At 45.5% G+C, this 14,334-nt stretch carries 12 protein-coding genes; 10 read left to right on the top strand and 2 right to left on the bottom strand.

The annotated features are described in order from the left end of the window. The 9 genes from EGI32_RS21380 (at position 1) to EGI32_RS12945 (ending at position 10,152) form a co-directional block, all read left to right on the top strand. Entirely contained in the window at positions 1-1,023 is a 1,023-nt protein-coding gene (locus EGI32_RS21380; RefSeq protein WP_255155792.1) for a glycosyltransferase, read from the top strand. A 2-nt stretch (positions 1,024-1,025) separates the two neighbouring features. After that, on the top strand, positions 1,026-2,183 hold the full coding sequence (locus tag EGI32_RS12980; RefSeq protein WP_255155791.1) for a glycosyltransferase: 1,158 nt from the start codon (positions 1,026-1,028) through the stop codon (positions 2,181-2,183). Between the two features lie 55 nt (positions 2,184-2,238). Next, positions 2,239-3,585 carry a hypothetical protein gene (locus EGI32_RS12975; protein WP_255155790.1) on the top strand — a complete coding sequence of 449 codons (1,347 nt, stop codon included), beginning with the start codon at positions 2,239-2,241 and terminating at the stop codon, positions 3,583-3,585. Then, entirely contained in the window at positions 3,582-4,697 is a 1,116-nt protein-coding gene (locus tag EGI32_RS12970; protein ID WP_255155789.1) for a glycosyltransferase, read from the top strand. The genes EGI32_RS12975 and EGI32_RS12970 overlap by 4 nt, the downstream gene beginning before the upstream one ends. After that, a complete protein-coding gene (locus EGI32_RS12965; RefSeq protein WP_255155788.1) occupies positions 4,694-5,281 on the top strand; it encodes an exosortase/archaeosortase family protein in 588 nt (195 codons plus the stop codon). The genes EGI32_RS12970 and EGI32_RS12965 overlap by 4 nt, the downstream gene beginning before the upstream one ends. Position 5,282: 1 nt before the next feature. After that, a complete protein-coding gene (locus EGI32_RS12960; RefSeq protein ID WP_255155787.1) occupies positions 5,283-6,359 on the top strand; it encodes an acyltransferase in 1,077 nt (358 codons plus the stop codon). Positions 6,360-6,409: 50 nt separating this feature from the next. Then, entirely contained in the window at positions 6,410-8,134 is a 1,725-nt protein-coding gene (locus EGI32_RS12955; RefSeq protein ID WP_255155786.1) for a carbamoyltransferase C-terminal domain-containing protein, read from the top strand. A 376-nt stretch (positions 8,135-8,510) separates the two neighbouring features. Further along, on the top strand, positions 8,511-9,263 hold the full coding sequence (locus EGI32_RS12950) for a glycosyltransferase family 2 protein (RefSeq protein WP_255155785.1): 753 nt from the start codon (positions 8,511-8,513) through the stop codon (positions 9,261-9,263). Positions 9,264-9,411: 148 nt separating this feature from the next. Further along, positions 9,412-10,152, top strand: coding sequence for a tyrosine-protein phosphatase (locus EGI32_RS12945; protein WP_255155784.1), 741 nt, complete (start codon positions 9,412-9,414; stop codon positions 10,150-10,152). Positions 10,153-10,386: 234 nt separating this feature from the next. Here EGI32_RS12945 and EGI32_RS12940 read toward each other — a convergent pair whose 3' ends face one another. Next, positions 10,387-11,097, bottom strand: a complete 711-nt coding sequence (locus EGI32_RS12940; protein WP_255155783.1) for a tRNA1(Val) (adenine(37)-N6)-methyltransferase — start codon at positions 11,095-11,097, stop codon at positions 10,387-10,389. Positions 11,098-11,210: 113 nt separating this feature from the next. Continuing rightward, positions 11,211-12,248: a tRNA (adenosine(37)-N6)-threonylcarbamoyltransferase complex transferase subunit TsaD gene (gene tsaD / locus EGI32_RS12935; RefSeq protein WP_255155782.1), complete on the bottom strand. Its 1,038-nt coding sequence runs from the start codon at positions 12,246-12,248 to the stop codon at positions 11,211-11,213. Between the two features lie 473 nt (positions 12,249-12,721). Here tsaD and EGI32_RS12930 point away from each other — a divergent pair. Continuing rightward, on the top strand, positions 12,722-14,334 hold a 1,613-nt coding region (locus tag EGI32_RS12930; RefSeq protein WP_255155781.1), incomplete at its 3' end, for a hypothetical protein.

Raw genomic sequence — 14,334 nt, 5'->3', positions numbered from 1 at the left:
GTGAACAGCACCGCATCGTTGAATATATTATACATCGGCACACTCGACCAATCGGGAAATTGTTACAGGCGGTTCCAGACGTTGCAGGCAATGGGCCACACGGTACATGGATTGGATACCGATCCGTTCATTTTCGGAAATATCTTTACAAAATTTCATTTTCACCTGAACATCGGCCCCGGCATCCATCGTCTCAATAACGCCGTGTGGAAAGCAGTTCAGCAACATCAGCCCGAAATAATATGGGTGGATAATAAAAGTTATCTGCAGGCCGCATTGCTGAAAAAGATCCGCAGGGATCATCCTTCAACAAAGATCATCAGCCTGCTTACGGATGATCCGCTGGGCAGGAAATGGCGCTTGTATTTAAATACGGCTCCCTGTTTCGATGTTCATTTTGTACAGCGCAGCATCAACATACAGGAGTTAAAAGATCGCGGGGCCAAGCGGGTTGAAATATGTTATCGTTCATTCGATCCGTCTTTTCACCGGCCGTTATTGCTTTCGGCCGAAGAGCATAAAAAGTTTGATGCGGAAGTTGGTTTTGTAGGAACGCACGAATCTTATCGCGAAGACTGGATCGTGTACCTGCTCGACCATGGAATAAAAGTTTGGGTTACCGGCAACGATTGGGAGAATGCGAAGAACTGGGAAAAGATAAAACCGTTTTACAGGGGGCGCTCGGTGTATGGCGAAGATTATATAAAAACCATCAACGGCATGGATATCGCGTTACACTTTCTCCGCCATGTGAACCGCGATGAACAGGATAGCCGCACTTTTGAAATACCGGCCTGCGGAGTGTTCATGCTGGGCGAAACGAGTGAGCTGCATCTTGATCTTTTTGACAACGGACAAGAAGCCGTATTTGTAAACACGAAGGAAGAAATGCTTGAAAAAGTAAATTATTACCTCGCTCATCCCGAAGAAAGGAAAGCGATCGCTGCCGCGGGATTGGAAAGGTCCATCCGGAGCGGCTACGATCATCGCTCGAGGCTTACGAGGGTAATTGAAAAGATCTGAACATGAGAAGAATTGTTGTAGCTATTTATATAGACCCGGATTTTTATCCGCCTACCATCAACGCGATCCTCAATTTCGCGGAGTTATATGATGAAGTGGTGGTGGTAACCCGCAACCATAGCCTGTCCGATTTTAATTATCCATCGAATGTGGTATTGAAAAAGATCGGCAAGTTCATGTCGGTCCGCGAATCGGCAGAAGTATCCACGTTTCAGAAGTTCAGTTCCTTCTATCGTTTTACCAAAACACTGGTAAGCGCCTGCCGGCAGAAGGGAACGGAGATGCTGGTGCTGTACGACCCGTTTCCATTGTTTTCTTATTTTGTATCCAGGAAATTTTTATCAAAAAAAATAAAGGTCTGGTATCACAATCACGATATGCCGGATATGACGAGGCTGAGTAGGTTCACCCTAGGCGGAATGGCGGGGCGTTATGAAAAGAACGCCATGCGGCACATCGATTATTTTTCCCTGCCTTCTCCCGACAGGACAAGATTTTACCCCGGGCTGAAGCCGGGACTGGATGCATTCATCATCCCGAATTATCCTTCGCTGAAAGTGTATACGGCGCAAAATCTTTCCATCAAAAAACAAGGCGATGATCTCAGGATCATTTTCCAGGGATTTATCGGTAAGGGGCATGCATTGGAAGAGATCGTTGACCTGCTTAATGATCAGATAAAGGGAAAACAATTGAAACTTATCCTGAAAGGCTCGGTGAAAAAAGAATATGTGGAACAGTTGAATGCGCAGGCGGAAAGTAAAGATGTTTCGCAACAGGTGGAGTGGGTGGGTATAGGGCCGTATGCTGAATTGCCAAAGCTCACGGCATCCTGTCATATGGGCATTGGGGTGCACATGAATACTGATAATGTAAGTAAGACGCTGGGAACGGCTTCCAATAAAATATATGAATACGCGGCTTGTGGCTTACCGGTGATATTGTACGATTCGGAGCAGTTTACCAAATACCTTCAAAAATATCCCTGGGCATTCTTTACTGACGGCACCCGGGAATCATTAAAAAACATACTGATACAGATAGCGGATAATTATGATGTATATTCAGAAGCGGCCAGGGAGTCTTTTGCCGGGCAACTAAATTTTGAATATGTATTTTTGCCTGTATTAGATAAGATCCGGGAAGCAGAAAAAAGCTAAGTTTCCAATTATGTACTCATTATTTCAAGTAAAATTCAGTTGGCCTATATATCTGGTGTCTTTATTGCTCATCAGGGTATTGTTCATGGATATTACCTGGCTGAGTTTCTTTGCTATTGCGATCACCTTGCACCAGTTTTTTTTGTTGTTTTATAGCTTCGGTTATGTGCTTCCTATACGTTACCTGCTGGGAAGTTTCATGTGTCTTCAGATGTTTCTTGGGCCCGCATTTGCCTACAGCGGCCTGGATGAATACCAGCTGATGTACTACAAGATGCAGGTGCCCGAAGAGCAATACTTTGCATACGCAATACCGGCTGTGATCTTATTCATCATGGGATTACATTTTTTTGCGGGCAAATTCAAAGGGGAAACAATCGACCGGATTGCAATACAAAAATTCGTAAAGTTCAACCCCCGGTTACCTTATGTATTTATTGCGATAGGTTTTTTCTCCAGTGTCGTTTCAGGATTTTTCGGATCAGAACTGGGTTTCGTATTTGTATTGCTGGGCGGGTTGAAATTTATCGGTACAAGTCTGCTGATCTTAGGTGATCGTAAATTGAAACCGCTCACGCTCATTGTAGTATATGGAGCTATATTTATCTCTTCGCTGTCGGCAGGTATGTTTCATGATCTGTTGATATGGCTGATCTTTCTCGGGGCAGTGTTTGCGCTCAAATATCAACCAAGCAATCTGGTGAAAGGTGGATTTGTGCTCGCTTTTATGACCCTTGCCACTTTCATTCAGCTGATCAAATCCGATTACCGCGAATCTACCTGGAAGGAAGGGCAGGAGGCAGGCCTGGAAACATTGAATAAAGTTATTGAAGAAGACAGGCGTGGAAAAGACGGGGGCATATTCAGTGTTGAAAGGCTTGCAGAAAGTAATATCAGGATCAACCAGGGATTCATCATTACCAACATCATGGCAACGGTACCTGCCAAGCAGCCCTTTGAAAACGGGGAGGAAATGTTGCTCATTGTACAATCCGCCATACTTCCAAGGATACTCGCTCCCAATAAACTGAATGCCGGCGACAGGAAAATATTTACAAAATATACCGGCATCCCTTTGCAGAAAGGTACTTCCATGGGGCTGAGTTCACTCGGGGATGCCTATGTAAACTGGGGTGAAATGGGCGGCTCGATATTCATGTTCTTTTACGGGCTGTTCTTCAGCTGGGTACTGAACAGCTTTGCCCGGCATTCCTACCGCTTCCCGATATTGATGGTGATCACGCCTTTGGTATTTTATTATCCGATACGTCCCGATTGTGAATTGCAAACGATCCTCGGCCACGTAGTGAAATCCAGCTTCCTGATATTTATCATGTTGCAGGTGTGGAAACACAAATTTTATGTACGCCGCAAAATACCCGTATTACAACCCACCACTTGAAAACCATCTTCATCAGCATTCCCTGGTTCCGCCCTGCTTATAAAGCCGGGGGGCCCGTGCAATCCATCGCCAACCTGGTAGATTCTTTTACAGATGGTGTGCAATACAGGATATTCTGTTCGTCTACCGATCTCAATAATGAGCCTTTATTGAATATAGAAAGCGGCAGGTGGACAGATTATAATGTTTACACCAAAGTGTGGTATGCTTCGGCAAAAAATAAAAGTGAAACATTGCTGCGGTTAGTGAAGGAGGAAAAACCGGAAGTGCTGTACATCATTGGCCTGTACGACTGGCATTTCAACCTGGTACCCTTGTTATTTTGCGAAGCAAAAAAGAAAATAGTATCTGTAAGGGGGATGTTGCATCCCGGTGCTTTGTCGCAGAAAAGCTGGAAAAAAAATATTTTTCTTCGCTCATGGAAGATGGCACGGCTGCATAAAAAAATTACGTTTCATGCTACTGATGAAAAAGAAGAGGGTTTTGTAAAAGCGGTTTTCGGGCCAAAAGTGAAAGTGGATATCGCGGGCAATTTTCCAAGGAAATTGCTGAAGGCGCCCAACATCACCAAACAATATGGCATCCTGCGGCTGGTGAGTGTGGCATTGATAAGCCCCATGAAAAACCATCTGCTGGTATTGAATGCATTGAGGCGCACCAATTATAAAGTGACGTACGATATCTACGGGCCGGTGAAAGATATGGAGTACTGGAATGTATGCCTGGATGTGATGAAAAAATTCAGGTGGAATGTTAAAGTGAATTATCACGGTAACCTTGAGCCACGGTTTGTGAACGAAGTATTGCAGGAAGCCGATGTTTTCATCTTGCCGAGTAAGAGTGAAAATTACGGGCACTCCATCATAGAAGCATTGAGTGCCGGATTGCCGGTGATTACTAGCAACAATACGCCATGGAATGGCCTGGCAGAAAGCGGGGCAGGCAAAAATGTGGAACTCACCGAAGACGCGGTAGCCACAGCGATAGAAGAATTTATCAGGCTCGACAAAAAGCAATATACCCCTTACCAGCAGGCCGCGATCGATTATGCCGCAAGCCATACCGATCATGCGTTTCTGGAAAAACAATATAAAAGAATGTTTGAATTATGAAAGGGAGTTTCCTGGGTGATAAAAAATTTTTGTGGTTTGTAGCGAAATTCCTGCTGATCTTTTGTGTCTTGTATTTCGGCACATTAGCCGTTATCGGTCTCGCTTCACCCGAAGGTTATTACAGTCCGTTCGTTGCTGAATATTTTGATTATGTAAGCGGTATAAAAAACATGTTACTGCTTTGTACGCAGTGGCTGCTTTCTTTATGCGGTATCAAAACCCAGGTAGAACCCGGTTTTCTCATCCGTTTCGTGATGGGTAAATCGGTCTTCATCGCGATGGATTGTGTGGGCTATGGAGTGTATAGTTTCTGGCTGGCTTATGTGCTATCGAACAGCATCAGCATTGGCAAAAAGATCATCTGGTCATTTGGCGGCGTATTGCTGTTGTTCATCATCAACGTCATCCGGATCTCCTTATATCTCACTGCCATTAACCGCAACTGGGAGATGCCTTTAGGCGTCGATCATCACACGTGGTTCAATATTGCAGCTTATCTGGCTATCTTTTTAATGATATGGAGGTTTGAAAAAAGTATGAAAATTTCATCCGGCCAGAAAAGCAACGAGAAGCCAACTAGTTAATATGACCAAGCCGACAAAAAAGATAGCATACATTCCCCAGTTAGACAACCTCCGTTTCTTTGCCGTGTTACTGGTGATAATATATCATTGGGCACCGGGTAATATTGTAAATACAATTCCGAACGGGTTTATCGGGGTAACATTTTTTTTTGTGATCAGCGGGTTTCTGATCTCTTCCAACCTGTTTATAACACGGCAGCTGTTCCAGGAGCGTAAAGTAACATTTTGGCATGCACTGAAAATATTTTACTACCGGAGAAGTCTCAGGATATTCCCCCTTTATTTTTTAGTAATATTCCTGGTATATTTTTTAAACAAAAATATTTTCAACGGACACTTTTTTTACTATCTCACCTATACTTCCAATTTTTTGATCTTTGAAGAAAAAAAATGGGCAGGGGGGCTTTCACATTTCTGGAGCTTGGCAGTAGAAGAACAATTTTACCTGGTGTGGCCGTTCATCATTCTTTTTTTAAAGCGCCGCTGGTTAAAATATGTATTACCCGGTATCGTGATCGCCAGCATTGTCTTCAAATTTATCTTTAGCAGAACGGGTTATCTCGAAGTGCTTCCTGTTAGTTGCTTTGATGCTTTTGGCATAGGGGCTATTTTGGCATACCGGATGGATCTTAAAGAGCTGCCTGTTAATTCAGGTTCCGGAAAAAGATGGACAACGTTCCTGATCGTTTTTTTTATCACGATTTTAGCCGGTTATTTTAAGATCGGTTTTATTTTAGGAGTGTTGATATCCATTTTGTCAGCACTGATCATTTTTTTTTCAAAAGAATATTCAGGTGGATGGGCGAGCTTTTTTCTGCAGAACAGGATGATCCGGTATCTTGGAAAAATAAGCTACGGCTTATATGTATATCATAATTTTGTACCCTGGCTGGTGCGTTGTATTTCAGGAAAGGAAACAGAATTTCCAATAAATGTGCCGGTATTGATACCTGCGGCTGCAATCGCAAATCCTTATGTAGCAATGGGTTTACACTTAGCATTATTAGTGGGAATAGCCTCACTTTCCTGGTTTATATTTGAAAAGCCTCTCAATGATTTAAAAGTCTATTTGAAATAGGTTTTACATTTTGGTAATAAGATTTAAAACAACATCTTAAAAGTATTTGGATGATCATAGTAGGAATTAACGCATACCACGCAGATGCTTCGGCGGCGATTTTTGTAAATGGAAAAATGGTAGCGGCAATTGAGGAAGAGCGGTTCACCCGTGTGAAGCATTGGGCTGGCTTTCCGCAGCTGGCGATAAAATTTTGTCTGCAGGAAGCAGGGGTTTCCTTCAAAGACGTAGACTTTTTCGCGATAGGCAGGGATCCTAAAGCAAAGTTCCTGAAGAAAATATTGTACCTGGCGGCTAACCCGTCGGGCAGTTTCAAAACGGTGAAAGACAGGCTGGGCAACAGCAAAAAAGTATCTTCCATCCAGAAGGAACTGAGTGAAATTTCCGGCTTGCCGGAAGAGGACTTCACGCATAAGGTGCGTAACGTGGAGCATCATCGCAGCCACCTTGCTTCCGCGTTCTTTGCTTCGCCGTTTGAAGAAGCCGCCTGCCTGTCGATAGATGGCTCCGGCGATTTCAGTACCACCATGACGGGCATCGGCAAAGGAAATCACATTAAAGTATTGCAATCGGTAGACTTTCCACATTCCATCGGGATTTTTTATACGGCATTTACACAACTGCTCGGCTTTCCTCATTATGGCGATGAATACAAAGTGATGGGGATGGCGCCTTATGGCGAACCAAAGTATGTGGATGCATTGTATGATGTGATCAAACTCACCGGCGACGGGCTTTTCAAACTCAACCTGGAGTATTTCCGCAAAGGGACATCGGGGGTGATAGGATATGATGAAAATCATGTACCCGTAGTAGCGCCGATGTACAGCGAGCATATGGTGAAAAAATTTGGCGCCGTAAGGTTGAAGGAAGAACCTTTGTCGCAATACCACAAAGACCTTGCGGCGTCTGTACAGCGCATGACCGAACTGGTGATCTTTCATATCCTCAATCACCTGCATGCGGCCACCGGGCTCGATAAAGTGTGTATAGCAGGTGGGGTGGCGCAAAATAGTGTGGCCAATGGTAAGATCACCCGCAACACCCCATTCAAAGAAGTATATATTCCTTCTGCCGGCCATGATGCCGGGATTTCGATGGGCGCTGCATTGTATGTGCAACACCAGGAAAAAGACCAGCCACGCCATGCCATCTATTCTGCGTATACAGGTAGCCGTTATGATAACGCTGTTATCCGCAAAATGCTCGATGAAAAGAACATCGCTTATACCCAATACGATGGTGAACAATTATATGATGTGGTAACCGATCGCCTGATCAATGGCGGGGTAGTAGGCTGGTTCAGCGGAAGGGCCGAGTTTGGCCCGCGTGCCCTGGGGGGGAGATCCATCATTGCCGACCCACGCCGCAACGATGCCAAAGAATTGCTCAACAGCAAAATAAAACGCCGGGAGAGTTTTCGGCCTTTCGCACCATCCATTCTGAAAGAATATGTAGCAGAATATTTCGAGCTGGATGAAGCTGTGCCGTTCATGGAAAAAGTTTTTCCGATCAAAAAAGAAAAACAGGCTTCGATCCCGGCTGTGACACATGTGGATGGAACAGGCCGCCTGCAGTCTGTTGACAAGGAAATTTCCCCGGCCTATTATGCGCTTATAGATACTTTCCGGAAAAAAACCGGTGTCCCTATATTGCTCAATACTTCGTTTAACGAAAATGAGCCTATCGTAAATACGCCCGAGGAAGCGCTGGCCTGTTATTTACGTACAAGTATGGATATGCTGGTGATGGAGAATATTGTGGTGTCGAGGTAAACCCCGGAGGTTTCTTTCAACCTCCGGGCGTTTGTTTAAAACGCTCCGGGGTTACACCAAACCCCGGAGGCTTTCTTCAACCTCCGGGCGTTTGTTTAAAACGCTCCGGGGTACACCAAACCCCGGAGGCTTTCTTCGACCTCCGGGCGTTTGTTCAAAACGCTCCGGGGTTAAACCAAACCCCGGAAGTTGAAAGAAACACCTGCCCGCAACCTGATTTGGCGTGCTATTTGCAAACGAGTAACCGAATAAACCTTTCAGGTTTTTTCATTTACAGGTTTGCAAAATATTAATAAATGTCCCTCCCTAATGAATATTTATTTTTATTACCGTATTTTGCAACAACCACAACAGCTTAGTAATCATACCGGCAGCAATGAAAGTATCAATCATAACGGTCACTTACAATTCGGAAAAGTATCTGGAGGATTGTATCCTTTCTGTTGTAAAACAGCAGCACCGGTCTATTGAGCACATCATCATCGACGGGAAATCCAACGACGGGACCGTTGGGATCATCAAAAAATACGAATCACATATCGCCAGATGGGTGTCGGAAACAGACAGGGGCATGTACGATGCCATCAATAAAGGCATGGCGATGGCTACCGGCGATGTGATAGGTATACTCAACAGCGATGATATGCTGGAAACAGAAGATGTGATCTCAGCTATCGTAGAGGTATTCGAACGGCAGCGGGTAGGCGCTGTATATGGCGATCTAGAATACGTACATTCCGACGATACCGACAAGGTTTTCAGGATATGGAAAGGAAAAGTGTACGACAGGTCGCTGTTCAAAGTTGGCTGGATGCCGGCACATCCTACATTTTATATCAAGAGGAGCCTGGTAGAAGAGTTTGGCGGATATGAATCGCATTATTTTACCGCGGCGGATTATGAGTTCATGGCCCGTTATTTATTTCACCACCGGGTAACGGCTTATTATCTGCCAAAACTGATCGTGAAGATGCGGGTCGGCGGGCAAAGCAACCGGAATTTTCAGCAGCGTTTCAGGGCCAACAGGAGAGATTACCTGGCGATGAAAAAGAATAAGATACCGTTTGCGTTCTTTGTATCGATACTGAAACCGTTGAGCAAACTGCATCAATTCTATAAGAAGAATTAATAATTAATAATTAATAATTCTTCAGAGTTCAGGTTTGTGATATTTATCGGGATTTTTAAAATACTAATTCAATCATCCAATAATTAAGTATTTAATAATTGTAGAGGCCGCTCAATTATTAATTGTTAATTATTAATTATTAATTCCTTTGTTCGGATTATTTAAAAAGAAGACTTCTGGTTTCACCGAAGATTATTTCCCCATCCAGGCAGATATGCATTCTCATATTTTGCCGGGGATCGATGATGGTTCGCAGGATATCGCTTCTTCCATTTTATTGGTGAAAGGGATGCTGAACCTGGGTGTCACGAAAGCGATCGCCACTCCGCATATCATTGGTGATATGTACCGTAACAATCCCGACACGATCGGCCATGCGCTCAGCCAGCTGAAGCAGGCTTTGCAAGATGAGTCGATTACTTTCGACGTATCTGCTGCAGCGGAATATATGCTGGATAGCTATTTCTTTGAATTACTTTCTTCCAAAGTACCCTTACTAACGGTAAAGGATAGCCTGATCCTCACAGAATTTTCTTACTCGTCCATACCTTCAAATCCGGAGCAAATGGCATTCACCATCCTCACAGAAGGTTACACACCAATATTGGCGCATCCTGAGCGGTATGCTTATTACCATGGAAATCTCAAACAGTACGATCACCTGAAAGATCTCGGTTTTGTATTGCAGGTCAACCTGCTTTCGCTTACCGGGTATTACGGTAAGGAAACAGCCAAAGCGGCAAAGTATATCATCAAGAGCGGACTGGCATCTTTTGCCGGAACAGATATGCACCACGAACGCCACCTTGCCGCACTCACCGATCGCAGAAGCCGTAAATTATTTGCGGAAGTATTTGAAGATTCGATGTTGCTGAACAACGGGCTTTAAATCTTTAAGGTTCGGGATATCATAGATCCTGCATTTTTCTTCACCGCAGAGAATAGGAGTTAGCAGAGTTTTCGCGGAGTATGATTATATATTTTTCTCTGCGAAAACTCTGCTTTCCTCGTTCTCTGCGGTTTAAAAACTTCAAAAATAAAAGAGCCTCCATTACGAAAGTTATCTCCAAAAAAACTTTCGCATACGATCAACCAACCCGTCATCTGCAACCTGTAACTCTTTTCACAGTTTGAGATAATAAGGCCTCAACAACTCCGCAAACCGCTCCGTATATACACGTTCTCCATCGTGTATGATGATCTCTTCCTCTTTTTTCTCCCTTTCTTTTTTTGAAAACAACAGCATTGTCCTGAAGCAGGCATGTGTGGTTGTTTGTTTTACTACAGCTTTGCTGAACGTAAAAAATCCATGCCGGTCCAGCAACGATTCCAGGTATTCAGTTCGATGAAATGGAATGAGCACAGCTCCCGATCCTTCCACAGCAATATGGAGGCTGAACTGTTTCATTAATTCTTCAAGGGTCAATGTGGTATCATGCATGGCCGCATTTCGCGAAGCATCAGGCGAACGCAGATCGGCTTCAAAGAATGGCGGGTTTGAAATGATCAGCCCGTATTTTTCCCCGGACACAAAACCCTGGATCTTCCCGGTATGTACTTTCAATCTTTCCTTCCATGGCGAAGCGGCAAAATTTTCTGCCGCCTGGGTAGCCGCCGGGGCATCCAGTTCTATCGATTCGATCTTTCCTTTTAATTGTTGCGCCAGCATAAGGCTAAGTAATCCCGTTCCGGTGCCGATATCCAGCACATTAAACTCCGTTTCGTTTTCACCCTTCATTTTTTCCGCCACCCATGCTCCAAACAAACACGCATCTGTGCACACTTTCATGGCGCATTTGTCTTGGTGTATGGTGAATTTTTTGAAAGAAAACATTGGCTCAAAAATTATAACCCCGGAGGTTTTCTTCTAACCTCGGTGTGTGTTAAATTATCTTCGGTTGATTTATAAACAAAACACTCCGGGGTTAAGAAAACCACGGAGGTTTTTTACCAGTCCCCTCTTGCTCCAGGAATCACTTCCATGGTTTCAAATTTTTTGTCGAGGTATTTATGGTATGCTGTGATGGCGATCATAGCGGCATTATCGGTGCAATATTCAAATTTTGGAATGAAGGTATTCCAGCCCTCTTTTTCGCCCAGCGTTTTGAGGCCATTCCGCAACCCGCTGTTGGCACTCACACCACCGGCGATACAGATGTCTTTGATGCCGGTATCGTTAGCGGCTTTTTTCAGTTTATTCAGTAAAATGCTGATGATGCGGTCCTGTACAGAAGCACAGATATCATTGAGGTGGGTTTCGATGAATTGTTTTTTAGTGGCTTCATCCGCAAGGAACTCTTCCTTATAAATATTGGCGGCGCCGGCATTCTGCAAAAAGTAGAGTATGGAAGTCTTTAACCCGGAAAAGCTGAAATCGTATCCCTGTATCCTGGGTTCGGGAAAGTGGTAAATGGCTTTTCCTTCACGGGCATATTTGTCTACAAGCGGACCGCCGGGGTAGGGAAGTCCGAGTAGTTTGGCGGTTTTGTCAAACGCTTCTCCTGCGGCATCGTCGATGGTTTGTCCCAATATCTCCATATCGTTGCCCGAACGGCAAAGCACGATCTGCGTATGCCCGCCACTCACCGTGAGGCAAAGGAACGGGAATGCCGGTGCTGGCTGCTCGATCAGGTTGGCCAGTACATGTGCCTGCATATGATGAACGGCTATCAGCGGTTTATCGAGCGACAGTGCCAGTGATTTGGCGAATTCGGTGCCTACCAGCAATGCACCTATTAATCCCGGAGCCTGGGTAAAGGCTACCGCGTCAATTTCCGGGAGGCTGCAATTGGCTTCTTTTAACGCGGTATCTACTACAGGGACGATATTCTGCATATGCGCCCTGCTGGCCAGTTCGGGAACCACGCCACCGTATTGCGCATGAACTTTTTGAGTAGCAATGATATTGGAAAGGATGCGGCCATCGCGGCAGACGGAAGCGGCGGTCTCGTCGCAGGAAGATTCTATAGCTAAAATAGTTGCCAAGGCAATTAAGAATTAAGAATTAAGAATTAAGAATTAAGAATTAAGAATTAAGAATTAAGAATTAAGAATGCGAAGATAGTTAAGAAAGGGTAGTCAACCTCCGGTAGTCAACCTTTGGTAGTCAACTCCCGGTAGTCAACCTTCGGTAGTCAACCCTCGGTAGTCAACCCTCGGTAGTCAACCTTCGGTAGTCAACTCCGGGTAGTCTACTCCCGGTAGTCAACTCCTGGTAGTCAACCCTCGGTAGTCAACTCCGAGTAGTCAACCTTCGGTAGTCAACTCCGAGTAGTCAACCTTCGGTAGTCAACTCCCGGTAGTCAACCCTCGGTAGTCAACCCGTAATTGCAACACCTGCAGGGTTGCCATCCCTGCAAAACCGCATTATTAATTCTTGATTATTAATTCTTAATTGACCCGTAATATTACGGTCTTCTAACTGTTTTTCCCTACATTCGCAGACAAAAAACTACTGCATGAGACGTAATGTTACACTTGTCCTCATCCTGTTCCTATGCCTGTCAACAAGTTCGGTAAAAGCTCAATTTAACCTGATAGTTAATGAGTTATCTCAGGGCACCAATGGCTCTAAGGAGTTTATAGAACTTTTGGTGGTGGGTACCCGTACCTGTACGGACAGTACCGCCGACCTTCGCAACTGGATCTTCGATGATCATAACGGATGGTATGCCGGCGCGGGCTCCGGTATCGCCGCGGGGCATTATCGTTTCGCCAACAGTTCCAACTGGGAAAAAGTTCCCTACGGGTCAATCATCCTGATCTACAACAATGCCGACAGGAATACTAAAATACCTGCCGGAACCGACGATCCCACCGACGCCAACCACGATTACAAATACCAGCTTCCTATCACCAACACTTTGATACAGCAGAACGACGCCACCCCGGTGACGCCCTCATCCCCCAGCTATGTATACCCGACTACGGGGTACGGCACCAGTTCCAACTGGGTATCCATCGGGCTTGCCAACAGCGGCGATGGTGTTATAATAGTGAACCCTGCCAACAGTGGAGTGGCGCATTTCTCCATCATATTCGGTCTTGGTGCCGGTGGCGGTGCCTTCCAGGTGCCTACCGTGCAGAAAGCGAATGTGGATGGCGGGGCAAACTTATATTTGAGCAACGCCCTGTATACCAATGCCGCCAGCTGGATCATCGGCGATGCCGGAACCACGGATGAAACCCCGGGTGCTGCCAATACAACCGCCAATGCCACCTGGATCAACAGCATGCGGGTGCAGGCCACTTTGCCCGGCAGCGTTTCCGGGAATATCACGCAGCCTACCTGTGCCGTTCCAACAGGCTCGATCACCGTTACCGGTCCTACCGGAACAGGTTATACTTACAGCATCGATGGCGTGAACTTCCAGGTAAGCCCGGTTTTTACAGGACTGGCTCCCGGTGTATATACCATCACAGTGAAAAATGCGACAGGTTGTGCCGTTACCGCAACGATCACCATCAACTCCGTTCCGGGTGCGCCTGCGGTGGCAACTTACACACTTACCCAGCCAAGCTGTACTACACCTACCGGTACCATTACCATCAATACACCAACAGGAACCGGCTTGACTTACAGCATCAATGGAACTACTTTCCAGGCAAGTAATATATTTACCGGCGTTGCTCCGGGAACCTATACTATTTCGGTGCGAAATGCCGCGGGTTGTACCTCCACTACTACTGCAACTTTAAATGCCGTTCCATCAGCGCCAGCTGCAGCCACGGCTACAGTCACCCAACCTACCTGTGCCACTCCAACCGGAACGATCGTAATTACGGCACCAACCGGCACCGGCCTGGAATACAGTATCAACGGAACTACTTTCCAGGCAAGTACCACTTTTGCCGGTCTTGCGCCAAATACTTACACTATTACAGTACGTAACGCCGCAGGTTGTACTTCCACTGCTACCGCAACGGTGAATGCCGCTCCATCAGCGCCGGCTGCAGCCACGGCTACAGTCACCCAACCTACCTGTGCCACTCCAACCGGAACGATCGTAATTACGGCACCAACCGGCACCGGCCTGGAATACAGCATCAACGGAACTACTTTCCAGACAAG

The organism is Ferruginibacter sp. HRS2-29 (assembly GCF_024343615.1).
Taxonomy (GTDB): domain Bacteria; phylum Bacteroidota; class Bacteroidia; order Chitinophagales; family Chitinophagaceae; genus Ferruginibacter.
The sequence above is the reverse complement of the archived record's forward strand: the minus strand, read 5'-3'. Positions and strand labels throughout refer to the sequence as shown.

Bases quoted from the DNA above. Each gene is read 5' to 3' on its own strand.
- EGI32_RS12950 (WP_255155785.1), top strand. From the start codon at position 8,511: ATGAAAGTATCAATCATAACGGTCACTTACAATTCGGAAAAGTATCTG.
- EGI32_RS12940 (WP_255155783.1), bottom strand. From the start codon at position 11,097: ATGTTTTCTTTCAAAAAATTCACCATACACCAAGACAAATGCGCCATG.
- EGI32_RS12960 (WP_255155787.1), top strand. From the start codon at position 5,283: ATGACCAAGCCGACAAAAAAGATAGCATACATTCCCCAGTTAGACAAC.
- EGI32_RS12980 (WP_255155791.1), top strand. From the start codon at position 1,026: ATGAGAAGAATTGTTGTAGCTATTTATATAGACCCGGATTTTTATCCG.
- EGI32_RS12965 (WP_255155788.1), top strand. From the start codon at position 4,694: ATGAAAGGGAGTTTCCTGGGTGATAAAAAATTTTTGTGGTTTGTAGCG.
- EGI32_RS12955 (WP_255155786.1), top strand. From the start codon at position 6,410: ATGATCATAGTAGGAATTAACGCATACCACGCAGATGCTTCGGCGGCG.